Below are 23,737 nucleotides of genomic sequence, written 5' to 3' on the forward strand. Positions count from 1 at the left end.
AGGGCGCATCGTCCTGCACGCGGGGGCGCACGTTGAGAGACTGCCATGGCTTCTCCCTCCGGCGCACTTAATGCGCCCGCCCGCTATCGCTATGACGCCGAGAATGTGCTGGTCTCTACCGGCACTGCCAGTCGACCCCAGTGGCGTTACTGGCGTGACAAGACGGTGGTTAATGCCGCAGGGGAAGGCCGCGAACTAAGCTGGGCGTACTGCGCGGGCCAGCGGATTGCCACCAAACGCAGTGGGATCGGCGGCGGCCCGATCGCGACCCTTCTGGCAACGGATCCATCGGGCTCCGTGTTGATGGAGGCTGATCTTGGCGTGCGCAGCCAGCGCTATACACCTTCTGGCTACCTGCCCTCGGAGAGAACCGAGCTTCATCCCGCCTACAACGGCGAACTGCTGGACAATCCGAGCGGTTGCTATCTGTTGGGTGCGGGCCACCATCGCCCTTACAGCCCAACCCTGCAGTATTTCCTTGCGCCGGATGCGCTCAGCCCGTTCGGCAAAGGCGGTACGAACGCGTACGCGTATTGCGCGGGCGATCCGATCAACCGCACTGACCCGACAGGTAACTTCTGGAAATGGGTACTGGCCGCAGCCAGTGTTGCCCTGGCCGTCGTGAGCGCTGGCACACTCATAGCGCCCTTGCTTGCAGGCACCGCCGCACTAACGGTTTCCTCAGCTGTTGGAATTGGGGCGGCTCTAGTGGGGGTAGCGGCCGAAGCGGGCTCGCTGATTGCGGAAGGTCTCGGAGATCACACCACGGCAGGAATTCTTGGTGTCATGGGCATGTTCGTCAACGTCTCCCAAGTGGCCATTGCAATACCATCCGCCGCGAAGAAGGCCGCCATGTTTGTTTCAGAACTACGCGAGCACGGCTACAAGATTGCCGATGCGATGAATCCTTCGGGCGGCTGGCACACGGGAGGCTACCTGAAGCTGCGTGATGCGTCCCCTTACTCGCCACGGCCGCCGGCATCGACCAAGCCACACGTGTATTACATGCCGGGAAAGAAGAGCAAGACAAAGTGGTCATCACCGGTAGCTATAGCACCAAGCGGACCTACGGTTCCCCCGGTCGACTACAGCGTCATTGGGACTGAAGCGCAGACCATCCTTCGGATGATCCATAGCGGCGCTCCGATGAAGTATCCGCAACACGATGGTATGCCGTTCCAGAATTATGAGAAGTTCCTTCCGCGTGCCCAGCCAGGCGATTACCTGGAATACACCGTTCCCACGGCCGGCGTGTACGGTCGGGGCCAACAGAGATTGGTATTGGGCGACTATGTACCGAATGGGCCGGCGGGGCCAAGGGTCGTGTATCACACAACCGATCACTACAAGACGTTCTTCGAGGTGAAGTTCCCGATGACGATGGACCCCTGGTATCCCCGCTGACGCCTTCCGGCGTGCACCCAACCTACGGCGCGAACTGCAACCTTGCCCACACGCCGTAATGGTCCGACGCCCAGCGGCCTTCTGCATACGGCTGGTCGAACAGCAGGCGCGCCTCGCGCGCGACCAGCTGGTCCTGCTGGAAGAAGATGTGGTCGATGCGCGAGGGTGCTTCGTAGTAGTGCCGGTTGAGCGTGCTCACCTGCGCCAGCTGGTTGTTCACGTGCACGCTGCCGTAGCTGTCGCCGTAGCGCTGGCGCAAGGCGCTCAGATCGCCGGCATCCACCAGCGCGTTGAAGTCGCCGGCGATCACCACCGGCGCGTCGCCGGACGTGGCGGCAATGTATTGCAACAGATCCGCCACCTGCTCGCCCCGGATACGTCCGCCGTTCTCGTCCGAACGTTCGTTGAGGTGCGTGGCGTACACGTTCACCGGCTGGCCGTCGACATCGATGCGCAGGTGCGCCACGGTGCGGTAGTCGGTGCGCGGCGCCAGCAGGTGCTCGCCACGCGCCAGCACCGGACGACGGGTCAACAGCGCATTGCCGTAGCGCTTGAAGCGCCCCGGCGGATCGGTCGACACGAACTGGTAGTCGTAGCCCAGCTTGCCTGCCAGCCACGCCGCCTGGTTGCGCACGTACGGCTTCTGGATCACTTCCTGCAGCGCGATCGCGTCGGGCTGCAGCGCCTCCAGTTCGCGCAGGATCACCTGCCGACGCTGTGGCCAGTCTTCGCGGTCATGGTGCAGGTTGAAGGTCACCATGCTCATGCCCGGCGCCTGCGGTTCGGCCGCGCGCGCCGGCAGGATCGCCAGCGCGCACGCGACCAGCATGCACCGCATGCCGGCCGCTACCCACCGCGCGCTCATGGCGCCTTGCGTTCGGCGCGACGCACCGAGGCGGGAATCTGCACGTCGACCTTGGCCGGCACCTGGGTGATGCGCAGCTCGCCGTTGATCCACTGCGCGGGTTCACCGTTGATGGTGGCCTCGCCCGGCTCACCGCTGTACGGCCACGGCAGCACCAGCCCACCCTGCGGTACCACCAGGCCCGGCTGCACCTGCAGGGTCAGCAGCTTGTCGCTGCGGCTGAGCGAATAGCCCAGCTGGCCATACGGCGTGCGCAGACCCTTGATGGCTACGCCCTGCCCTTCAAACCAGCGGACCGGAACGCCCGCCGCCAGCACCAGGCTGTCGTCAACGTCGCGGGTGTAGGCGAACATGTCCAGCGCCGAGCGCACGAAGTCCGAGGCCACCCATGCATGCGGCAGGTCGCCGACGAAGAACGGCTTGCGCGGCGTATGCGAGACCACCTCGGCCCACTGGTTCCACGCCTGCGGCGCGCGGTCCTTGAAGAAGAACTCGGTGGCCTGCCAGGCGCGGTCGCGCCAGCCCAGGCGCACGAACGCGGCCACATTGCGCCACTCGTACGGGGTGTAGTCCTTCCATTCGCGCTTGCCGTCGCGGCGCGCTTCGAACTCCTTCCAGTACCGCTCGAAGGTGTTGTTCAAATAAGGCTGCGGCAACCTGCCCTGCTCGCCGGCCGGGGCCAGCGCGATGGTGGTCGAGGTTGCATCGAAATCGCCGAGCTCGGCCGAACCTGGCAGGAAATCGATCCTGTGCAGCGCGGTGGCCGCCAGCAGCGAAGCCTGCAGGTCGTCACGGAACTGGTCGCGCGACTCGGCGATCTGCATCGCCTCGACCTTGCCCAGCGTGCTGGCGATCACCGCCGCGTCCTTGTAGCCGCGCAGCGCCCAGAAGTTGTCCCAGTACGAATGCATCGGCTTGGCCGAATAGCCTTCGTGGCTGATCGACACCGGCATCATTCCGTAGAAGGCCGCGTTGCGCGCGCGGTTCTCTTCGGTGCGTTCGCTCAGGCGCAGCTGCTCCATGTACTGGTACGCGCCCTGCACATGCGGCCACATCAGCTCCAGGAAGGTGCTGTCGCCGGTGTAGCGCCAGTACTCGGCGATGTTGAAGATCAGTTCGCCGTGGCTGTCGTTCTCCGGCACCGGGTCGGCGCCGCGCGGGTCCACGCAGCACGGCACCTTGCCGTTGTCGAACTGGTACGGCGCGTACCAGTTCACGTACTCGCGCACTGCGTCGCTGCGGCCCATGCGCAGCAGGCCTTCGGAAATCATCGCGCCGTCGCGGATCCAGCTGCGCGAGTACGAGCGCGTGCCCGGCTGCAGGCTGGGCCCGATCCGCGAGATCAGCATGTGCGCCAGCGCGGTGCGCAGGGTGTCGGCCAGCGGCTTGCCCGCCGTCGGTACCTGCAGCGAGACCTGGTCCAGCTTGGTGCGCCACATCGAGGCGACCTGCTGCTGCGCCTTGTTGGCGTCGAAGTCCTTGGGCGTGGTCCAGCTGCCGGTCTGCGGCAGCACGATGGCGACCTCGCGCGTCTGGCCCGGTTCGAGCCGCCACTTGTACAGAAGCGCGCCCGAGGCCAGCCCGGTGGGATCTCGCACTTCGGTGGCGGTCGGCAGGTTGCCTGCGGCCAGATGAGTCACTTCCAGCTTGCCGTCGAACGGGCTGGCGAAGGCCGCATCCGGGGCCTGCACCGGGAACACGCGCGGCGTGCCGTTGACCTCGACCCGGCCCGGTTCGATATCGAGCCGGTCGATCCGGCTTACCCCGCCCACGGTGTTGAGGAACTGACGCGGCGGATTCACCTGCCACGGCCGCACCGCCAGCGCCAGAGTGTAGTCGTGCGCGACCTTGTCCGGGTTGTGCAGCGTGTAACGACCGACCAGCTGCGCCTTGTCCGGGGTGCCCTGCACGAAGCCGGTCACCTTCAGCGCTGCCTGTGGGTGGCTCCAGTCGACGCTGGCGATCGGCAGGTAATCGTCCTGCAGCGATTGCCTGCTGTCCACGTCGGCCCAGCTCAGCAGCTTCTTGTCGACCAGCACGAACGGTTCAACGCTGAAGCTGGCCTTGGCCGGTTCCAGCGCGCCGTCTTCACCGATCAGCGCCTGCTCCTTGCCGCCGTCCAGGCCCAGCAGGGTCCAGTACGGCTGCTCACCGCTGAAGCCGCGCGGCACGAAGCCTCGGGTCAGGTCGGCGCCGACCGATTCGACGAAGTCATTCGGGGTGGCGGCAAAGTCCAGCGGCTTGATCGAAATGTCGCGGATGCCGTAGCGCCAGCTGCGGCCGCTTTCCAGGTCGAAGCGCAGGTAGCGCGCTTCGGTATCGGGCAGCGCCAGCCAGTCGCGGTCGCCGCCGCCACCGGCAGTGATCTCGCGCAGCGTCTTCCAGTCGCGGCCGTCCACCGAGGAACGCACCACGTAACGGGTGGCTTCCAGGCCCGGCAGCCACTGGATCACCGCGCCGCCGAACTCGCGCACCTTGTGCAGGTCCAGGCTGATGGTCTGGTCGGGCACGCCGCCGCTGATCCACACCGTGTCGGGCTTGCCATCTGCAATCCGACTCTGCAGCGCGGTGGCGGTGTCGGCGATCACCGACGGTGCCAGCGCCGAGGTATCGGCCGGCGGCAGCGGCTGCAGCGTGAGCCGGTCGAAGCAGACCGTACCGCGCCCGCCGACCTTGCTGTAAATGGTGAACTCGACCGCCGCGCTCTTGCGCAGGGTCTTGTCCGGGTCCGGGCCCCAGGCCTTGTCGATCTGGCGCTGGCGGTACTGCACCGGGCTCCAGGTCTTGGGGAAGGTGTAGCCGGGCCGGTTGACCCACCACACGTTGTCGCCGCTGGCGTCGATCAGCTTGAACTGCAGGTCGTTGCCGGGCGAATCGCCACGGATCTGGAAGCCCACCTGGTAGTTGTCCGGCCAGGTGACCGGCAGCTCGCGGCGGATCGCCACGTAGCCGGAGACCTCGTGGAAGTCGTAGTCCACGCACAGCGCACGGCCGCCGTTGGCGCCGGCCACGCTGCGCAGCGAGCCGCTGACCTGGTCGGACACCACCAGCTTCCACGGCGCCATGTCGTCGAAGCTGTCCAGGACCTTGGGCGCCGCCGGCACTGCCGGGGGCGCGGCAGGCGCCGCCAACGACCACACCATACCCAACCCCAGAACCCCCGCGACGACGGCACGCTTCACCCTTTCACACTCCCCAGCAACAGACCTTGGATGTAGTAGCGCTGCAGCACCAGGAACAGTGCCAGCACCGGAACCACCGTGACCACCGCGCCGGCCATCATCATTTCAACGTCCATGATGTGTTCGCGCGACAACGTGGCCAGGGCAACCGGCAGAGTGTAGTGCTCCTGGTCGGTCAGCACGATCAACGGCCACATGAAATCGTTCCACGCGCCCATGAAGGTAAAGATCGACAGGGTCACCAGCACCGGCTTGAGCATCGGCAGCACGATCTGGAAGAAGATTCGCAGCTCCCCTGCCCCGTCGATCCGCGCCGCTTCCAGCAGTTCGTCGGGAATCGAGCGCGCGTACTGGCGCACCAGGAAGATGCCGAACACGCTGGCCAGGGCCGGCACGATCACGCCGCCGAAGCTGTTGACCAGGCCCAGCTGCTTCATCAGCAGGAACAGCGGCAGCATCGCCACCTGGGCCGGGATCACCAGCGCCGCCAGCAGCACCTGGAAGATCCGCTCGCGGCCGACGAAGCGCAGCTTGGCGAACGCATAGCCGGCCATGGTGTTGAGCAGCAGCGAGCCCAGCGTGATCGCCAGCGAGACGAACAGGCTGTTGACGAAGTTGTTGCCCATGCCGGTGCGGGCGAACAGCTCGTGGTAGTTGGCGGTGGTCACCGACGAAGGCAGCAGCGGTGGCGGGAAATGCGCCGCTTCGCCGGTAGGCATGAACGACACCGACAGCATCCACAGCAGCGGCGCCAGGCTGACCGCAGCCAGCACCAGCAACCCACCGTTCACCCACCACGCATGCCAGCGCGACTGGCCGATCTCACGACTCATACCAACTGCCTCTTGCGGCCGAAACGCAGCATCAGGCTGGTGACAGCGAGGATGATCAGGAACAGCAGGAACGCCACCGCCGACGCGCGGCCCAGGTTCCACCACTTGAAGCCTTCCTCGAACATGAAGTAGAGGACGCTCACGGTGCTCTGCAATGGGTCGCCGCGGGTCATCACGTAGGGCTCGGCGAACAGCTGGAAGTAGCCGGACACCGTGATTACCCCGACCACCAGCAGCACCGGGCCGAGCATCGGCAGGGTGATGTGCAGGAACTGCTTCCAGCGCGAGGCGCCGTCGATGCGCGCGGCCTCGTACAGGTCATGCGGGATTGCCTGCAGGCCGGCCAGGAAGATCACCATGTTGTAGCCGAAGTTCTTCCACACCGCGAACAGCATGATGGTCGGCATGGCCCAGTTCGGGTCGCCCAGCCAGTCGATCGGGCTGATGCCCAGATGGCCCAGCCCGTAGTTCACCAAGCCGTAGCTGGTGTGGAACAGGTAGCGCCAGATCACCGCCACCGCCACCAGCGTGGTCACCACCGGGGCGAACAACGCGGTGCGGAACAGCGCCTTGAAGCGCGCGGCCGGCGCGTTGAGCAGCATGGCCGCGCCCAGCGACACGCCAATGGACATTGGCACGCCCACGATCACGAAGTACGTGGTGTTCCACAGCGACTTCCAGAACATCGGGGTCTGCAGCAGGTCGATGTAGTTGCCCAGCCCGACGAAGCGCAGGTTGCCGCCATCGGCCAGCGCATACAGGTCGAAGTCGGTGATGCTCAGCGCCAGCGCCGAGAACACCGGCAGGCCGAAGAACACGCCAATCACCAACAGCGAAGGGCCGGCGAAGATCCAGCCGGCAAGCGAACGCTGCTTCACGGGGTCACCTCCGCGCCTTCTGCCTGGGTCCGCTGCTCATGCATCCAGCGGCGCTTGGCCAGTACCTTGTCCACGCGTTCGTCCAATCGGTTCACTGCCACATCCTGGTCCAATCCACCGCGCACCACCTGTTCGGTGACGATGCGCATTTCCTGCACGATCCGCTCCCACTCCAGCACCTTCGGCGTAGGCCGCACGCGTTCGAGCTGGTCGCGGAACGGCTGCGCCAGCGGGTCGTTGGCCAGCGAGGCGAACTCCCACGTGCTGCGCCGGGGCGGCAGGTCACCGATGATGGAATGGAAGCGTTCCTGGATCGCCGGCCGCGACAGGAACTCGATCAGCTTCCACGACGCTTCCTTCTGCTGCGAGTTGCGCGAGATCACCAGGCTGGTGCCCCCGGCAATGCCGGCGCCGGGGCCTTCCGGGCCCGGCAATGCAGCGGTGCCCCACTGCCCTTCCAGTTCCTTCGGCTGCAGCTTCTTGAACTCGCGGATGTTCCAGGGGCCCGAGAGATAGAACACGTTGAAGCCGCGGAAGAATTCATCCCACACGTTCGAGATCTGGGTCTCGGACATGCGCGGCGCCCAGCCCTGGGCAAACATGTTTTCGTAGAACGCCAGCGTGCGGCGGAACCCGGGGCTGCGGAAGTTGCCGCGGGTGTCGTGGTCGCGCAGCAGCGGGTCGGGCTGCTGCAGCGCGAACGACAGCTGCTGCTCGAACTCGTTGATCGGCATCAGGATCGCGTAGCGGTCCGGACCCTGCATCGTCTTGATCGCCGCCATCATGGTGTTCCACTCGTCCCAGGTGCGGGGCGGGTGGTCGAAGCCGGCCTTGTCCAGCAGGTCCTTGCGGTAGTACAGCAGGCGGGTGTCCACGTACCACGGAATGCCGACCAGCTGGTCGTGGATGACGTTGGTGTCCCAGATGCCCTGGAAATAGTCGGCCGGGTCCACCACCTTCGACTGCGCCACGAACGGCGCCAGCGGGGTCAGTGTGTCGAGCTCGGCGAACTCGGGGATCCAGGTATTGCCGAGCTGGAACACGTCCGGCAGGCCATCGGCGGCGAACGCGGTCAGCAGCTTCTCATGCGCTGCGGTCCAGGGGATGTTCTGCACGTCCACGTGGATGCCGGGATTCTCCGCTTCGAACTCACGGATCAGCTCGGTGACCACCTCGGCTTCGCGGCCCATCGCCCAGAAGCGCACGGTCACCCCTTCCGGTTCCTTGCGGCAGGCACTCAACAACAGGCTGCCGGCAACCAGCAGCACCACACTCACCCACAGCTTGGGGCGCGACGACAAAAACACTGCTTACTTCCCCTGGGGCTGGTTGCGGTTCGAATTGGCGTTGTTCTTCTGTTCCTGCGCGGCGGCCGCACGCGACTCGGCGATGCCCATGGAACGCGCGGCAGCGGCCTTTTCATCCTTCTGCAGTTCCATCGGCTGGTCCTCGCCTTCCGGGGTCAGCCAGCCGCCACTGAAACCGGCGCGCTCCAGGCCGCGACGGATGTGCGGGTTCTTCTTCATCGTGTCCCACACGAAATCGTTGCGGTAGTTGGCGATCATGGTCAGGATCGGGCCCTGGTCGATGCCGATGTAATCGCTGGCCACCCAGCCGCGATCCGGCACGATGCGCCCGGTCTTGAGCGGAATGTCGAAGTTGAAGCTGGGGTTGAACGAATCCAGGAAGCCGTAGCTGGAATACAGGTAGTCGCCGTAGCGCTTGTGCATTTCCAGCGTGGCCGGGATCACTTCTTCCGGCGCGAACACCACCGAAGCAATGGCGGCGGTCGGCGCGATGGTGCCGTCGTCGAAGTTTTCGCGCAGGCCGGCGCCGCGCGAGGAGTAATGGCGGAACTGGCGCTGCTCGCCGCGGAACTCCTGGGTGGTGTTCTGCGGGCCGTCGCTGGCGGTCAGGCCCCACACGTTCTCGCCGTAGTCCTTCCACTGCGCCGGGTTGGCGATGGCGTACTCGCGCTGGGCCAGCGCGGCCGAGCGGCTGTTGAGGAAGTAGGTGCTGCCGCGCTCGCGCATGTACGCGTCCTGGATGTCGCGGAAGTCGATCCAGACGTGGCTGTACTGGTGCCCGAACAGCGGGCCGAAGGACAGGTATTCCTGGCCCTGGAACACGCCCCAGTCGTTGTCGTAGGTGCGAGTCCACACGGTCCACGCGTCCGGGCTGACCGGATGGGTCGGCGAGCCGAGCGCGAGGATGTAGACCATCATCGCCTCGTTGTAGCCCATCCAGTCATGGTCGATGAAGCCGCTTTCCGGGAACCAGCCCATCGAGATCAGCGGGGCGCGCTGCTGCAGCCACGGCCAGTCGACGCGCTTGTACAGCGTATCGGCGATGGCGCGGATCTCTTTCTCGCGCGCGTCGTCGCCGGTGTAATAGGACTGCGCGAACAGCACGCCCATCATCAGCAGTGCGGTATCCACGCTGGACAGTTCCACCCAGCTGTCATAGCGGTGGCCCTGCTGCATGTCCAGGAAGTGGTAGTAGAAGCCCTTGTAGCCACCCTTGCCGGTGCGCTGCGGGCCCATCGGCATGTCGCGGAAGAACTTCAGGGTGGTCAGCGTACGGTCGACCGCCTGGGTGCGGCTGACCCAGCCGTTCTCCACGCCGATCGGGTATGCGGTCAACGCGTAGCCCACCGAGGCGATGCTGGCGAACGGACGCGAGGGATAGCGGTCCGGGCTGAGCCCGTTGACCTCGTTGGTGGTGTCCCAGAAGAACTGGAAGGTGCGGCGTTCGATATCGTCGAACAGCGGCGGCAGCTCGGGTTTCATCGGGCGCGGCGGAACGTCGGCCTCCACCAGGATGACCGGCGGCTTGGGCTTGGCGGGCTGTTCTTCTGCCTGCGGCTTGCAGCCCACGATCGCTGCAGCCAACACGGCCAGAGCCAGAACACGACGTGCCTTCATCGACCACCACCTCATTTACGTGTGCGTTTCAGGGAGGATAACGTCCCTGCAACTGAAATCGTTTACAAACCATGTTCCAAAAAAACCGGCGCCACCCTCAGGCGGCGCCGGCTGTTGCGATCAGAAGCGGAAGCCGACTTCTGCCTTCACCTGGCGCGGCGTACCGACGATATCGCCGGTCTCGTTGTAGCTGGCCAGCAGCTTGCCGTTGGACTTGGTGTAGTTGTAGTTGGAGAAGTTGTCGAAGTTGAACACGTTGATGATGTCGATGCGCGCGTACAGCTCGGTATCGCCCGGCATCTTGAACGTCTTCGTGGCCTGCAGGTCGACCGAACGATAGCCCCAGATCTTGCCACCGAGCAGGAAGCGACCGTTGCCGTCCGGCACGGCGGCGCCCGGGGTCGGCAGGTCGAAACCGCTGGCCTGGGTGACCGGGTACCAGTCATTGACCGCCGTCGGCGTGGCCAGGGTGATCTTGCCGCCGAAGGTGATGTCCCAGAAGCCGGCATACGAACCGGTCAGCACGATGCGGTGACGCGGCGCACCGTTGGAACGGATGGTCGGGTAGTCGGTGATCAGGCCGCGGTCGAACGCGTAATGTTCATTGATGTCGCGGTTGTGGCGGGCCGTGGTCCAGGTGTAGGCGATCGAGGTGCCCCAGCCGCTTTCCTTGGTGAACGGCTTCTGCGCCGACAGCAGCACCTGCGTGGCACGGGTCTTGATGCCCTGCTGGCCGATGATCAGGCTGCCGAAGCCCGGGATGTTGCAGCTCCAGGCCTGGCTCAGGCCCGGCGAGGTGCCACCGCACAGGCGCGGGTCGTCGAAGAACTGGCCGGTCGGGTAACGGTTGCCCAGGGTGAACGCGAAGCCGTCATAGGTCAGCGTACGCGCCACGGTGGCGTCGGTCAGCCACTCGCCGATCTGGTTGGACATGCCCAGGCTGAACTGGTCGGCGTACGGCGCCTTCAGGTTGTTGTTGAGCAGGTCCACTTCCAGGCCGGCATTGCTGGTCGAACCGACCAGGGCCTGCAGGTTCTGGATGCCGTTGAGCAGGTTCGGATCCCAGTCGTAGCACGCGGCCTGGCCGTTGAGGCAGGCGCCGGTGGCCGGGTTGCGGAAGTAGATCGTCGGCTGCGGCAGGGCCAGCTTGGTGGTTTCCAGCTGCAGGTAGTCGAACAGGTCGCGGTCGTAGGAACGGCCGGCGCCACCGTGCACGACGTGCATCTCGTCGGCGTTGATGTCATACGAGAAGCCCAGGCGCGGCTGCCAGGCGTTCTTGAACGCCTTGCGGTTGTGGCCGGTGCTGATGTAGTCGTTGATGTTCAACCCGCTCAATGCCAGCGACTGCGCATAGGTCTGGCCAGCGGCCGCGCGCGGATCCTGGCTGTACAGCGCCGCCACCACTTCCGGCGGGGTCACGAAGTCCAGGTAGCTCGGGTTCTTTTCGTAGTCCCAGCGCAGGCCCAGGTTCAACTGCAGGTGGTCGTTGACCTGCCAGTCGTCCTGGATGAACAGGCCGATCTGCTTGACCTTCGAACGCACTTCACCGGTCACGCCGGTCACGCCGGTCACCGGCTTGACGAACTGCGCCTTGTACGGGATCGAATCCGGGAAGTCCGGGTCGCCCAGGGTATAGGTGAACTGCGGGTTGATCTCCTGCGCGTCGGACGCGTACAGGTCGATTTCCTTGTACTTGGCGCCCATCTTGATGGTGTGGTCGCCCTGCCACTCGATGCCGTCCAGGGTCAGGTTGTCTTCGATCGACCAGCCCTTCTGGCCCTTCACCTGCGAATCCAGCGCCGAAGCGCCGCCGATCTGCACCAGGGTGCGGTCGTCGGTGCCGTCCGGGGCGGTGTACACATAGCCGTTGCCGATGGTCAGCGGCACCGGGTTGTTGAACGAATCTTCGTGGGTGAGCATCAGCTCGTTGTAGAAGCGCTCACCGCTGTGGTTCCAGCGCAGCGCGTAGCGACGGTCGGTGTTCTCGGTTTCCTTGCCGTGCGACGGCGCGGTCTGCCCGCTGAACTGCTGCTGGGTTTCGTCGCGGTCCTGGAAGGTCAGCTCGATGCGGTCGTTGTCGGTCGGCTCGACGTCGATCTTGGCGAAGATCAGGTCCTGCTCGAACGGCTGGCTGGCCGGGCCCAGCTGGGCGGCGGCATCGGCCGGCAGCAGGCCGACGCGGTTGGTCACCGAACCTTCCGGGGCGATGGTTACCGGCAGGTCGAAGCGTTTGGCTTCATAGGTCACGAAGAAATGCGCCTTGTCCTGCACGATCGGGCCGCCCAGGGCGAAGCCGTATTCCTTCTCGGCCGAGACTTCCTTGCTCTTGCCTTCCTGGCGCTCGGCCGGGGTCTTGGCGCGCATGTCTTCGTCGGTGTAGCGGTAGAACGCTTCACCCTTGAATTCGTTGGTACCGGACTTGGTCGCCGCGGTCACGGCCGCGCTGGAGACCTGGCCGTACTCGGCCTTGTAGTTGCCGCTGATGACCTTGTATTCGCCAATGGCCAGCTGCGGGAACGGGTTGCCGGCACTGCCGGACTGGCCGGCGACGCCGCCGCCCTTGACGTAGCTCTTCTGGCCCACGCCGTCGATGTAGACGTTGGTGCCGTCGGCATTGGTGGCACCGCCGCGCAGCGAGGTGTTGCCCTTCGCATCACGGGTGAAGATCATGCCCGGCACCGCGTCGGCGAATTCCAGGAAGTTGCGCGAGACCTGCGGGGTGGTCTGGATCTGCTGCAGGCTGACCGTCTTGCCCACTTCAGAGGTACGCACTTCCTGCAGCAGGGTCGGCGCGACCACGTTGACGGTGTCGAGGTTGGTGGCGTTGGCCGTGGAACCGTTGGCGGGAGCGCCGCTGAAGTTCAGCGTCGCGGTCGATGCCACGGTCACGGTGACCTTCTGGGTCTGGCCGTTGGCGACCACGTCATAGGTGCCCGGGTCCAGGCCCATCAGCGAGTAGCTGCCGTCGGCGCGGGTGGTGGCGCGGCGCACGCTGCCGCTGGCCACGTTGGTGGCGGTGACTTCGGTACCGGCTTCGGCCTGGGCGACCTGGCCGCGCAGCGACGAGGTGGCGGACTGGGCCATCACGGCCGGCGCAGCACCCAGCAACAGGCAGCTGACCAGGGCACTGCTGAGCAGGCGGCGGGCCGGCATGCGGGTGCGGTTATTGAAATACGTCATGTAAATCTCCGGGTGGTGGAAGCCGTCATCGCGGCTGCCTGTCTTTTTTTGAAGTTACGGCGTTACGCTTTTCTTGCTTGAATCACGCACGATCAGGGTGGGTACAAGCGTCTGCTTGTCGCCTTCCGTCTCCGTGTTGTTGCCATCCATCAACTGCAGCAGGCGCGTCGCCGCCTTGTCGCCCAACTCGGCGATACTCACCTGCATCGTCGTCAACGAGGGGTGAACGAAACGCGCCAGCGGAATGTCATCGAAGCCGGCCAGGGCCACATCGGCGGGCACGCGCACGCCGGCCTGCGCGAATGCATACAGGCAGCCGAGCGCCATCATGTCGTTGGCTGCGAACACCGCATCGGGCAATGCGCCGGCGGCCAGCAGCTCCTGCCCGGCACGGTGGCCGGAGGCTTCGTCGAAGTCGCCTGGCAGCTCGATACCGTGCGCTTCGCCACCGAACGCGGCCAGCGCGTCGCGGAATCCGCGCAGGCGTTCGCGCGCATCGAAATTCAGATCGGGGCCGGCGATGAAGGCAATGCGCCGATGCCCGGCATCCAGCAGGTGGCGGGTCATCGCCATCGCGCCAGCGTGGTCGTCGATGCTCAGGACCGGGTGGTCCTGGTCCGGCAGATACGTGTTGATCAGCACCGTGGGCAGCGACTGCGGCAGGTTGTCGGTCAGGAAACCCGGGCTTTCCGCATACGGCGAGAGCACCAGTAGCCCGTCGACCCGGCCGCGCATGGCGCGCAGGGCCGCGCCCTGCTGCTCCTGGTCGCCGTGGTAGCTGGACACCAGCAGGTGCTGGCGGCGCGCGCGTGCCACCCCGTCGATGCCGCGCATCAGTTCGGAGAAGAATTCGCCATACAGGTCGGGCAGCACCACACCGATGGTGTTGGTGCGCCGGCTGCTCAGGCTGCGGGCGGCCGCGTGCGGGGTGTAGCGCAGGCGCGCTGCCACCTCGAGCACCAGCTTGCGCACGGGCTCGGCGACGTTTTCATGGCCGTTGAGCGCACGCGAGACCGTTGCCACGCTGACGCGGGCTTCGCGGGCTACATCTTTGATGGTGATGGCTGCCTTGTTCACTTCGCCGCCCTCCACGGCTTAGAGATCTGGGCTTGGCGCGGAATGTAAGCGTTTTCATTCCCAGATGTAAACAGTCCGTTAGGCGAATGTCTCACGGCGGTAACCTCGAGATGTCTTGAAGAGGTCGCCCCGGGACTTGCCGGGACAAGGCAGGACAAGGGTTTCAGCCCTGTTCTGGCGGGGTCTGGGCGTCGATGGACAGCGCGTGGATATCGGTCTCCATCATCGTGCCCACGGCCGCATAGACCATGCGGTGGCGCGCAAGCGGCAGCTTGCCCTTGAACGCGGCGCTGACCACGCGCACGTTGAAATGCCCGCGCCCGTCGCGCGCGCCTTCATGGCCGGCATGGCGGTGGCTGTCGTCTTCCACCTCCAGCAGCACCGGGTCCAGCGCGGCCTGCAGGGCCGCGCGGATGCGCTCGACCCGGTTCACGGCAGCACCTTACGGAACGGGCGCACCTGCACCCGGGTGTACACGCCGGCCTCCACGTAGGGATCTTCGGCGCCCCAGGCCTGCGCCTGTTCCAGCGAATCGAACGCGGCAATCACCACGCTGCCGCTGAAGCCGGCCGGACCCGGGTCTTCGCTGTCGATGGCCGGGCACGGGCCGGCCAGCAGCAGCCGGCCCTCGTCGCGCAGGGCTTCCAGGCGGGCCAGGTGGGCCGGGCGGGCCGCCAGCCGGGCGGGCAGCACATCGGTGCCGTCATAGCCTTCAATCACATACCACACGGGCAACTCCAGGGTTCAGCTAAACAAACCCCGCGATTCTAGCCCGCCTCGCTGGACACTGCCGTTGTGAAGCCGTACTCTTGTCCACATTGCACGTGGCTGGACGCAGCAACCCGGTCGGTACCGGGCCCCCTGCCCCACACCAGCACACGTAGACGACCTCCTGTAGTTCTGCCGCTGCACGTTCGCAGCGCGTCCTGCTGCTGTTTGAAATGTGGAACCACGCCGGCACAGGCGTGTCATGGCTTGCGGCCGGGTCCGGCGCAGCAAACTGGTCCGTTGCAATACCGACGTCAATCTTGATGACTTCCGAACTCGCGCTCGACGCGAACCCGCAAACCCGGCCGACCGCCCCGCAGCAGCAGGAAATGCCGCTGGCCGTGGTGCATGGTCAACCGGTCCTGCAGATCCCGCAGGACCTGTACATCCCGCCGGATGCGCTGGAAGTCATCCTGGACGCGTTTGAAGGTCCGCTGGACCTGCTGCTGTACCTGATCCGCCGGCAGAACCTGGACATCCTGGACATCCCCGTCGCCGAAATCACCCGGCAGTACGTGGACTACATCAATGTCATGCAGGAGCTGCGCTTCGAACTGGCCGCCGAGTATCTGGTGATGGCCGCGATCCTGGCCGAGGTGAAGTCGCGGATGCTGCTGCCGCGCCCGCCGAGCATCGAAGGCGAGGAAGGCGACCCGCGTGCGGAACTGGTGCGCCGGCTGCAGGAGTACGAACGTTTCAAGCAGGCTGCCGAAGACATCGACGCCCTGCCCCGCCAGGACCGCGACACCAGCCTGGCGCATGCCTTCGTGCCCGACCGCGCGGCGATCAAGCTGCCGCCGCCGGTGGACCTGAAGGAAATGCTGCTGGCGCTGCACGACGTGCTCAAGCGCGCCGAGCTGTTCACCGGCCACGCGATCAAGCGCGAGGCCCTGAGCGTGCGCCAGCGCATGGGCGACGTGCTGGGCCGTCTGGAAGACGGCAAGTTCTACCGTTTTGAAACGCTGTTCACCGCCGAAGAAGGCAAGCTGGGGGTACTGGTCACCTTCCTGGCCCTGCTCGAACTGGCCAAGGAACAGCTGCTGGACATCGTGCAGGAGGCGCCGCTGGCGCCGATCTACGTCAAATCCCTGGCCGCCGGCAACACCAACGAACCGCTGCAGTTCAACAGCGAATTCGACGATGCCGACGCCGCCAACGAATCCGACTGAGCACCCGACCCACGCATGGATCAACCGCTGATCAACCGTATTGTCGAAGGGGCGCTGCTGGCCTCGAGCCAGCCGCTGACCCTGGCCCAGCTGCAGGGCCTGTTCCCGGAAGAGGAACCGGCGCCGCCGGGCAGCATCGAACGGGCACTGGAACTGCTGCGCGAAGGCTGCGCCGAGCGTGGCGTGGAGCTGGTCGAGGTCGCCTCCGGCTTCCGCTTCCAGGTCACCAACGAGGTCCACGGCTTCATCACCCGGCTGTGGACCGAGCGCAAGACCCGCTACACCCGCGCCACCCTGGAAACCCTGGCGCTGATCGCCTACCGCCAGCCGATCACCCGCGGCGAGATCGAACAGGTCCGTGGCGTGGCGGTCAGCAGCAATATCATCCAGGCTCTGGAAGAACGCGAATGGATCCGCGTGATCGGCCACCGCGACGTACCCGGCAAGCCGGCCCTGTTCGGTACCACCAAGGGCTTCCTGGATTACTTCGGGCTCAAGCGCCTGGACGAACTGCCGCCGTTGTCGGAACTGCGCGACCTGGGCGAACTGGAACCGCAGCTGCCGCTGGACACCGACGGCCAGCCGGCCGGCCGGATCACCGCAGGTGCAGCGACTCCAGACGCCGAAGGTGACACCGACGTAGAGCCGGGCTCTTCCCGGCTGCCGGACGCCGACCAACCTTCCGACGCCGATTCCGAACCGGAACCGCCGCTGGACCCCAACGCGGCCCGTGCCGCCGCCCGTGCCGCCCTGATGTCGGCCCGACTGGCGGAACAGGACGACACGCAGGACAATAGCGACGCGCCCGCACCTGCGGAAGTCGCCGACCATGCTTCACCCGCCAGCGATGGCGAGCCCGATTCCGTGCCGGTAGACCGCACGGCGCACCATCCAGAAACCGAAGACAACGCCGTCGCGACGACGACCGTGGCTGTTGACGAAGCCGATCCCGAACCAGAGGCCGACGAAACGTCGCCGGCCGGAGCCAAGTAGATGAGTGACACCCCCCGCAAGCTGTCGTTGAACAAGCTTTCGCTCAAGCGCGAAACCGCCACCGAACAGCCCAAGCTCGAAGAGCGCCTGCACAAGGTGCTGGCCCAGGCCGGCCTCGGTTCGCGCCGCGCGCTGGAACAGCGCATCGCCGACGGCCTGGTCAAGGTCAATGGCGAAGTGGCCAAGACCGGCCAGTCGATCAAGAGCGGCGACAAGGTCGACCTGGACGGCCGTGGCTTCGTTGCCACCGCGCTGACCGAGACCTCGCGCGTGCTGGCCTACAACAAGCCCGAAGGCGAAGTGACCACGCGCGAAGATCCCGAAGGTCGCCCGACCGTGTTCGAAGCGCTGCCGGCCCTGAAGGGCGCGCGCTGGATCGCGATCGGCCGCCTGGACATCAACACCACCGGCCTGCTGCTGGCGACCACCGACGGTGAGCTGGCCAACGCGATGATGCACCCCTCCTACGAGGTCGAACGCGAATACGTGGTGCGCGTGCGCGCCCCGGAAGGCGAAGAGAAGGTGCCCGACAACATCGTCGACCGCCTCGCCCGTGGCGTGGCGCTGGAAGACGGCCCGGCCAAGTTCGACGAGATCGAACGCATTGGCGGCACCGATTCGCACGACTGGTTCCGCGTGGTGGTCAAGGAAGGCCGCAACCGCGAAGTGCGCCGCCTGTGGGAATCGCAGGGCTGCCAGGTCAGCCGCCTGAAGCGTACCCGCTACGGCAAGATCACCCTGCCGCGCGAACTGCTGCGCGGTCAGTCGCAGGAACTCACCGCCAAGCAGGTCGAGCAGCTGCGCGCCGAACTCAAGCTGGAAGAAGGCGCGCCGTCGGCGCTGACCCTGCAGCCGGTGATCGGCCAGCGCCGCGCCGCCAAGACGACCGTGCGCGTTTCGCGCGAAGGTGGCCGTGGCAATGCCTACGTCAACGGCCACAACCAGGCCGATGAAGGCCGCGAGCTGCGTCGTTTCGACAACGTGCGCGAAGAGCGCGGCCGCGGTCGCGGTGGCAAGGGCGGCGGTTTCAAGGGTGGCCTGACGGTCACCGGCGAAGCGGCGGCCAAGCAGTCGCAGCGTCCGTTCAAGCAGCGTCCCGATAAGGGCAACCGCGCGCTTCCCGAAGGCAACCCGGCCGCGTTCCGCAGCTGGTACGTGCCCGATGGCGTGAGCACTGGCCCGAGCAACCACCGCAATGCCGGTCCGGGCGCTGCCCGTGGCCCGGGCGCGCGCGGTCCGGGTGCCGGCGCCGGCGGCCAGGGGCGTCCGTACGGCAAGCCGAAGGGTCCGGGCGGCGCAGGCGGCCAGGGCCGTGGTGCGTACGGTGAGCGCAGCGGCGGCGGTTTCGGTGGCGAAGGCCGTGGCGGCGAAGGTCGCGGCGGCTTCGGCGGCCAGGGTCGTCCGGCCCGTGCTGGCGCGGGCAACCGCGGTGGCCAGGGCGCACAGCGCCATCCCTACGGTCACCCGGGCAATGCCCCGAGCTTCCCGTCCGACCATGCCAACCCGGGCGCCAACCCCTACGGCAATGCGCGCCCGAGCGGCCGTCCTGCGGGCAACCGCGGTCCGGGCGGCCCGGGTGGCAACCGTGGCCCGGGTGGTCCCGGCGGCAATCGCGGCCCCGGTGGTCCGGGTGCGCGCGGTCCGGGCGGTCGCCCCGGCGGCGCCCGTCCGGGCGGCAACCGCGGCCCCGGCGGCGGTGGCCATCGTGGCGGCGGTCCGCGTGGCGGCTGAGTGAAGTGAAAAAACCCGGTCATTGATCGGGTTTTTTCGTTTGGAACATGCGTTTTTCGTTATCGGCGTTCGATCGTGAATCGGCTGCCGGCCACGCCCAGGTCCCACCCTTTACCGGTGCCGGCCAGGGCCAGTGAGACGTCGCCCTTGGTGACGACCTGCGCGCTGCTGGATTTGTCGGCGCCGGCATGCGCCTCCACCGACGCGTACGAGCCGATCAGGTCGTTGAGCGAATAGGCGCCACTGAATCTGCCCTTGCCGTCGGTGATCTTCGACTTGCCCACGGTGAGGCCGCCGCCCTTGACGGTGATCTTGACCGGAATACGCGCGCCGTTGTCGCAGGTGATGGTGCCGGTGCCGGAGGCGGTCTTGTAGAACACCGACCACCCGGCCAGGTTGTACTGCAGTTCGCAGTCGATGTTGCCGGCCGCCTGGGCGGCCGGAACCGCGCCCAGGCTGGCCAGCCCGATCAGAACCAGGAAACGCTTCTTCATTGCGGTGACCCCATGCCGGTGGATGATGAGGGCGAATCTAGCTCATTTGGCGGGCTCCTCGTCCAGGCGGCGGTTCATCGTTTCAGCGGTCAGCAAGGTAGACGCCAGCTTGCGCACGTCGCCATCCGTCAGCAGCGTGTCGCGCGCCTTCGACACCGTCTTCAGGCTGGACTTGTCCGGCCGCGCGCCCATCGCGTAGCGATAGAAGCCGCTGGCCAGGCACATCATCGCCTCCCGGTTGTCGGCGACGTGCTCGGCAATGCCGCGCACATCGTCGATGTGGTCCACCCAGTTGCCACCGGAGGTGTCGATGAACTCTCCGGAGGCGTCGATGGGCACCTCCTGGTCGGTGTAGCCCTCATTGATGCCCAGCTCGGTATCGCGAAGCTTCGCAAGCTGGTCGAAGTGCTCCATCGACGCGCCGGTGTCGTTGAAGAACTTATGGCAGGTCCAGCAGGTGCCTTCCGATGCGGTTGGGCCGGTGTTGATATGCCACTTTTCGCGCTCGCCGATCGGCCGGTCCGGGTACGGATCCGGGTCGGGACGAATGGCGTTGGATGCAAAGGTCTGGCAGAAGAGGCTGTTGCGGATCACGAAGCCGCGCATCACCAGCGCGGTGGAATGGTTGTTGGCATATTTGACCGGGAATAGAGCGGCGTTGAGCACGCCACCGCGCCAATGCGCCTGCTCGGCCGTCAGCGGGATCTTTTTCAACGCGCTGCCGGTGACCCCGCCGATTTCATAGTGGCTGGCCAGCGCCTCGTTGAGGTACGTGTAGCCCGGGTTGAACGCCTCGCGCACGGTGCCGGAACCTTCGCGGAAATTGTCTTCCAGGGTCATCCGGAACTCATCGCGCATCGCCGCGATCATCGTTGCGTCCAGGCCGGGGCGCGGCGATACCGGAATACCCGGGGCCAGGCCCGCGTAGAACGAGATGAATCGCGTCAGCTGCTGCGCCGATCGCGGGTCGGCCACATGCTGTCGATCACCGCCTGCACCTGCGGCGCCGTTTCCAGTTCGCCATTGCCCGCCTTGTCCAGCAGCGCCGCATCCGGCGTGGTGCCCAGCAGCGTGAACGACAACGCGGTGGCCCGCTCATACGGGGTCAGGGTGAACAGCGCATCGTCCGCGTCCTTGGTGCCCATCTCCGAGCGGTACAGGAAATACGGCGAGGCCAGCATCGCCAGCGCCACGCCCCGTGCGCCACCCTCCGGCTCGCCGTACACGGTTTCGTAGCGGGTTTTCTCGGTGGCGGACAACGGGCGCCGGAACAGCTCGCGCCCGAGGTTCGCCACGAAATCGGCCGCCGTGCTGCCAAAGCGCGTGGCCAGCGCGGCCTCGTCGATCGCGCCGCCCACCTTCAACGAGGTGTCGTAGTACTTGCGCACGTCCTCGGCGGTGAAGGTGCTGGCAATGGCCTCGACCGGGTAGATGAAGTCCGGGCCGTCGGCCTTGTTGTCGGGCAGGTCTTCCGGATCCACCGTCACCCCCAGCACGTCGTGCACCGCGTTCGCATACTCGGTGCGGGCCAGCATGCGCAGCTGGCGCGGACCGGCCTGCGGACCGGGATTGCTGTATTCGCGCCACACCGTGTTCATCAGGTAATCCGAAATTTCAGACGCGCAGATGCCATCGCAGTGGGTGCCGTTGGCGGTCATGTTGGTGCTCATGCCGATGATCTTCTCTTTCAGCGCATCGACGTTCTCCACCCAGCGCATCGCCTTGACCGGGTCGTTCCAGCTGGTGGCGGAGTGGCAGCCCACGCAGCCGTTGGGGTCGTCCAGCAGCACCTGCTTGCCCAGGTCCTCCACCACCGTGTAGGCGGTCGTGCGGGTCATCGGCGCGGTGTCGTAGTCCACCTGGATGCGTTCGCGCATCGGCTCGGGATACGCTGTTTCGGTATACGGGTAATGCACCACGTAATCCCCATACTCCAGCGCCACCTTGGCCTCCCCACCCCAGGCCACGTCCACCGGCACCCAGCCCTGGTTGCCCTTGCGCAGCTGCACCTGCCAGGTCTCGGCCAGCGCGCCGGCCGGCTTGGCCGGGGCCTGCAGGGTGAGCTCGACGTTGACCTCGGGCCGTTCGATATAGGCGGCAGCGACCTCGGCGTCCGGCGCCCCTGCGCCGAGCGTGGCCTGCATCTCACGCTGTTCGGGCACCCACTCGTCGAACGGCTTCCATTCCACCTTGTAGTCGCCGTGTGGCAGGCCGGTGAGCACCAGCCTCTTGCCCCAGGCGAGGCCGAAATCGCGACGATCCCCGTCCGGGCCGGTCAGGAAGCCGACCACCTGCTGGCCGGCAACGTCCGCCGAAGGCGCGGCCGGCGCCCTCAGCGTCAGCGTGGTGGCCGGCAATCCGTCGGTGACATACGTGAGCCGATAGATGTTGCCCGAGATGTCGTCGCTGACCAGCAGTGAGCCGTCCGGCATCGGCAGGAACTCCACCGGGCTGCCGATACAGCCGTTCTCCTGCATGCAGCCCGAGGGCGTGGTCGGGCCGGTGCCACGCCAGCCCTGCACCAGCGGAATGGACGCTTCCACGGTGTCGCCCTCCAGCGTGAACACCGTGATGTTCATGCCCGGGCGCTCGTCGCTGCCCTTGCTGTGCACGGCGGCCAGCAGGTACTGGCGTCCGCGCTGCGGCGCGTAGGTCTTCCAGAAGCGGATACCCAGCGGCGCGAAGTTGCTGCCGAAATCGAAGGCGGGCGGCGAGAAGTGCAGCGTATTGATGTCCGAAGGCGCCTTGTCGCTGAGGATGGCGCCCTGTGGAATCCGCAGCGCATCCAGCTCCTCGCGGCGCTCCCACTCCGAGTCGGTGATGCCGACGGTGTCGCGGCCGAAGACGTAGGGTGCCCCGTAGTGCCGCGGCGCGCGCATCATGTTGAACACGTTCAACTCATCGGGATTGTCGTAGCCGTCGCGGTTGTTGTCGCCCGACCAGACCGTGCCGGTGGCCGGCTGCCAGTCCATGCCGACCGCGTTGCGTATGCCGCGCGCCAGCACTTCGGACGCGCCGGTGGCCGGGTTGACGCGCAGGATGGTGCCGTAGCGCGTGTCCTTGGTGGTGATGCACACGTTGCACGGAATGCCCACGTCCGTGTAGATCCACTCGTCGGTGGGGTCGAAGGTGTTGAAGTGCAGCGAGTGCTTCTGGTGGTACCACCGCCACGGCGGTACGTCCGGCATCGGGAAGGCGGTGTCGTCGGCAGGGAATTTCCAGACCTCGGTGCCGATCAGCGCACCCGTGCGGTACTTGCTGTCGATGTCGTCGATGCGCCGCAGGCTGCCGCTGGTCGCGTAGTACAGCGTGCCGTTGCGATAGGCGACGCCGTGCGGCTCCTCCAGTCCGGTACCGATCACGTAGGTGGCCGAGGTCCCGGTCTTCTGTGCGTTCAATTCCAGCGCGTACAGCACCTGGGCGCGACGATTGGCGGTACTGCCCTCGCCCACCGGCACGTCCGCCCAGTGCGGAATGGCACTGCTGCCGACGTACACCACGGTGCCCGCGTCGTTGAGCGCCATCTGCCGCGGCTGATCCAGGCCCGAGGCGAACAGTTCGACCTTGATCCCCGGTAGTCCTTTGAGGCGGGTCACGTCGGGCAGCCGGCGGAAGCGCGGTTTGAAGATGACGTTCTGGCCGGACGGCTCGGTGATGCGGAGGATGCGGCCGGTATCCATCGACGCGCCGGTGCTGTTGCTGTCGAGGATCAGCACGTAGTTGCACTGCTTCAGCTCCTCGATGGCGACGGTCCGGCCCCAGCTGCCCTGGATCGGGTGGACGTCCTCGCCGCACTGGAGCTTGCCGGTGATCTCACCGGTGGCCTCGCCGCTGCCGTATTCGATGTTCGACGGCAGTTCGAGGGTGATGCGGTTTCCCTGCGGGTCAGGATCGGGATCGGGGCCCATGCAGGCGCCCAAATGTTCCCAGGTTTCCTCCCAGGGGCCGCCACTCACCCCATTGGGTTCGTAGGCAGCCTGGTTGCACCAGCCAGCCGCCTTGAAACATTGGTACCGCTGGCCCAGGTTCTGCACCGTGTCCCCGATCGCGTAGCCGCTGTCGGCCGCCCACTGAGGGTCATCGCAGGCCATCCTGACGGAACCGGACCCGTCTTCCTCCCGGCGGCATCCACCCAATGCAAGCGCCATCATCAGCGCAACCACCGCGATCCCGGCTTTCATCGGAGGTCCCCAATGTGTGAATTCGACCCCCGTTGAATTCATGCTGCAAGCCGCACCC

Annotated in this window: 15 protein-coding genes and 2 pseudogenes; 4 read left to right on the forward strand and 13 right to left on the reverse strand. The window is 66.2% G+C overall.

Translation table 11 applies throughout. The features are described 5' to 3' along the window. Positions 1–45 precede the first annotated feature (45 nt). Positions 46–1,404 (forward strand): RHS repeat-associated core domain-containing protein, encoded by a 1,359-nt coding sequence (locus PDM28_RS12330; RefSeq protein WP_311182243.1) that lies wholly within the window; start codon positions 46–48, stop codon positions 1,402–1,404. Between the two features lie 22 nt (positions 1,405–1,426). Here PDM28_RS12330 and PDM28_RS12335 read toward each other — a convergent pair whose 3' ends face one another. The 10 genes from PDM28_RS12335 to PDM28_RS12380 all read right to left on the reverse strand — a co-directional run bounded on the left by PDM28_RS12335 (position 1,427) and on the right by PDM28_RS12380 (position 15,072). After that, positions 1,427–2,242: an endonuclease/exonuclease/phosphatase family protein gene (locus PDM28_RS12335; protein WP_425507664.1), complete on the reverse strand. Its 816-nt coding sequence runs from the start codon at positions 2,240–2,242 to the stop codon at positions 1,427–1,429. 23 nt (positions 2,243–2,265) lie between these two features. Continuing rightward, positions 2,266–5,412: a discoidin domain-containing protein gene (locus PDM28_RS12340; RefSeq protein ID WP_311182244.1), complete on the reverse strand. Its 3,147-nt coding sequence runs from the start codon at positions 5,410–5,412 to the stop codon at positions 2,266–2,268. 35 nt (positions 5,413–5,447) lie between these two features. Beyond that, on the reverse strand, positions 5,448–6,284 hold the full coding sequence (locus PDM28_RS12345; protein ID WP_070209662.1) for a carbohydrate ABC transporter permease: 837 nt from the start codon (positions 6,282–6,284) through the stop codon (positions 5,448–5,450). After that, positions 6,281–7,162: a carbohydrate ABC transporter permease gene (locus PDM28_RS12350; RefSeq protein WP_070209663.1), complete on the reverse strand. Its 882-nt coding sequence runs from the start codon at positions 7,160–7,162 to the stop codon at positions 6,281–6,283. Before PDM28_RS12350 ends, PDM28_RS12345 begins: the two co-directional genes overlap by 4 nt. Then, positions 7,159–8,445 (reverse strand): sugar ABC transporter substrate-binding protein, encoded by a 1,287-nt coding sequence (locus PDM28_RS12355; protein ID WP_484605323.1) that lies wholly within the window; start codon positions 8,443–8,445, stop codon positions 7,159–7,161. The genes PDM28_RS12350 and PDM28_RS12355 overlap by 4 nt, the downstream gene beginning before the upstream one ends. A gap of 27 nt (positions 8,446–8,472) precedes the next feature. Continuing rightward, positions 8,473–10,086 carry a glucoamylase family protein gene (locus PDM28_RS12360; RefSeq protein WP_425507598.1) on the reverse strand — a complete coding sequence of 538 codons (1,614 nt, stop codon included), beginning with the start codon at positions 10,084–10,086 and terminating at the stop codon, positions 8,473–8,475. A 120-nt stretch (positions 10,087–10,206) separates the two neighbouring features. Further along, complete coding sequence (locus PDM28_RS12365) at positions 10,207–13,266, reverse strand: TonB-dependent receptor (protein WP_102944655.1); 3,060 nt, start codon at positions 13,264–13,266, stop codon at positions 10,207–10,209. A gap of 54 nt (positions 13,267–13,320) precedes the next feature. Then, complete coding sequence (locus tag PDM28_RS12370; RefSeq protein WP_311182246.1) at positions 13,321–14,358, reverse strand: LacI family DNA-binding transcriptional regulator; 1,038 nt, start codon at positions 14,356–14,358, stop codon at positions 13,321–13,323. A gap of 148 nt (positions 14,359–14,506) precedes the next feature. Continuing rightward, positions 14,507–14,776, reverse strand: coding sequence for a BolA family protein (locus tag PDM28_RS12375; protein ID WP_311182247.1), 270 nt, complete (start codon positions 14,774–14,776; stop codon positions 14,507–14,509). Next, positions 14,773–15,072, reverse strand: a complete 300-nt coding sequence (locus tag PDM28_RS12380) for a YciI family protein (protein WP_102944652.1) — start codon at positions 15,070–15,072, stop codon at positions 14,773–14,775. Before PDM28_RS12380 ends, PDM28_RS12375 begins: the two co-directional genes overlap by 4 nt. A 302-nt stretch (positions 15,073–15,374) precedes the next feature. On the opposite strand from PDM28_RS12380, the gene PDM28_RS12385 reads away from it, so the two are divergent. The 3 genes and pseudogenes from PDM28_RS12385 to PDM28_RS12395 all read left to right on the forward strand — a co-directional run bounded on the left by PDM28_RS12385 (position 15,375) and on the right by PDM28_RS12395 (position 19,004). After that, on the forward strand, positions 15,375–16,280 hold the full coding sequence (locus PDM28_RS12385) for a segregation and condensation protein A (protein ID WP_102944651.1): 906 nt from the start codon (positions 15,375–15,377) through the stop codon (positions 16,278–16,280). A gap of 15 nt (positions 16,281–16,295) precedes the next feature. Then, a pseudogene (gene scpB, locus PDM28_RS12390) lies at positions 16,296–17,281 on the forward strand (SMC-Scp complex subunit ScpB). Then, positions 17,274–19,004 (forward strand): pseudouridine synthase, encoded by a 1,731-nt coding sequence (locus PDM28_RS12395; protein WP_311182248.1) that lies wholly within the window; start codon positions 17,274–17,276, stop codon positions 19,002–19,004. Before scpB ends, PDM28_RS12395 begins: the two are co-directional and overlap by 8 nt. A gap of 59 nt (positions 19,005–19,063) precedes the next feature. Here PDM28_RS12395 and PDM28_RS12400 read toward each other — a convergent pair whose 3' ends face one another. The 3 genes and pseudogenes from PDM28_RS12400 to PDM28_RS12410 all read right to left on the reverse strand — a co-directional run. After that, positions 19,064–19,498: a hypothetical protein gene (locus PDM28_RS12400; protein WP_102944649.1), complete on the reverse strand. Its 435-nt coding sequence runs from the start codon at positions 19,496–19,498 to the stop codon at positions 19,064–19,066. 42 nt (positions 19,499–19,540) lie between these two features. Continuing rightward, positions 19,541–20,299, reverse strand: coding sequence for a DUF1588 domain-containing protein (locus PDM28_RS12405; protein WP_425507666.1), 759 nt, complete (start codon positions 20,297–20,299; stop codon positions 19,541–19,543). Further along, positions 20,294–23,721, reverse strand: a pseudogene (locus PDM28_RS12410) (DUF1592 domain-containing protein); the annotation flags it as partial. The pseudogene PDM28_RS12410 and the gene PDM28_RS12405, both read right to left, overlap by 6 nt. Positions 23,722–23,737: the final 16 nt, after the last annotated feature.

Origin of the sequence: Stenotrophomonas aracearum, assembly GCF_031834615.1 — a bacterium.
GTDB lineage: Bacteria > Pseudomonadota > Gammaproteobacteria > Xanthomonadales > Xanthomonadaceae > Stenotrophomonas > Stenotrophomonas aracearum.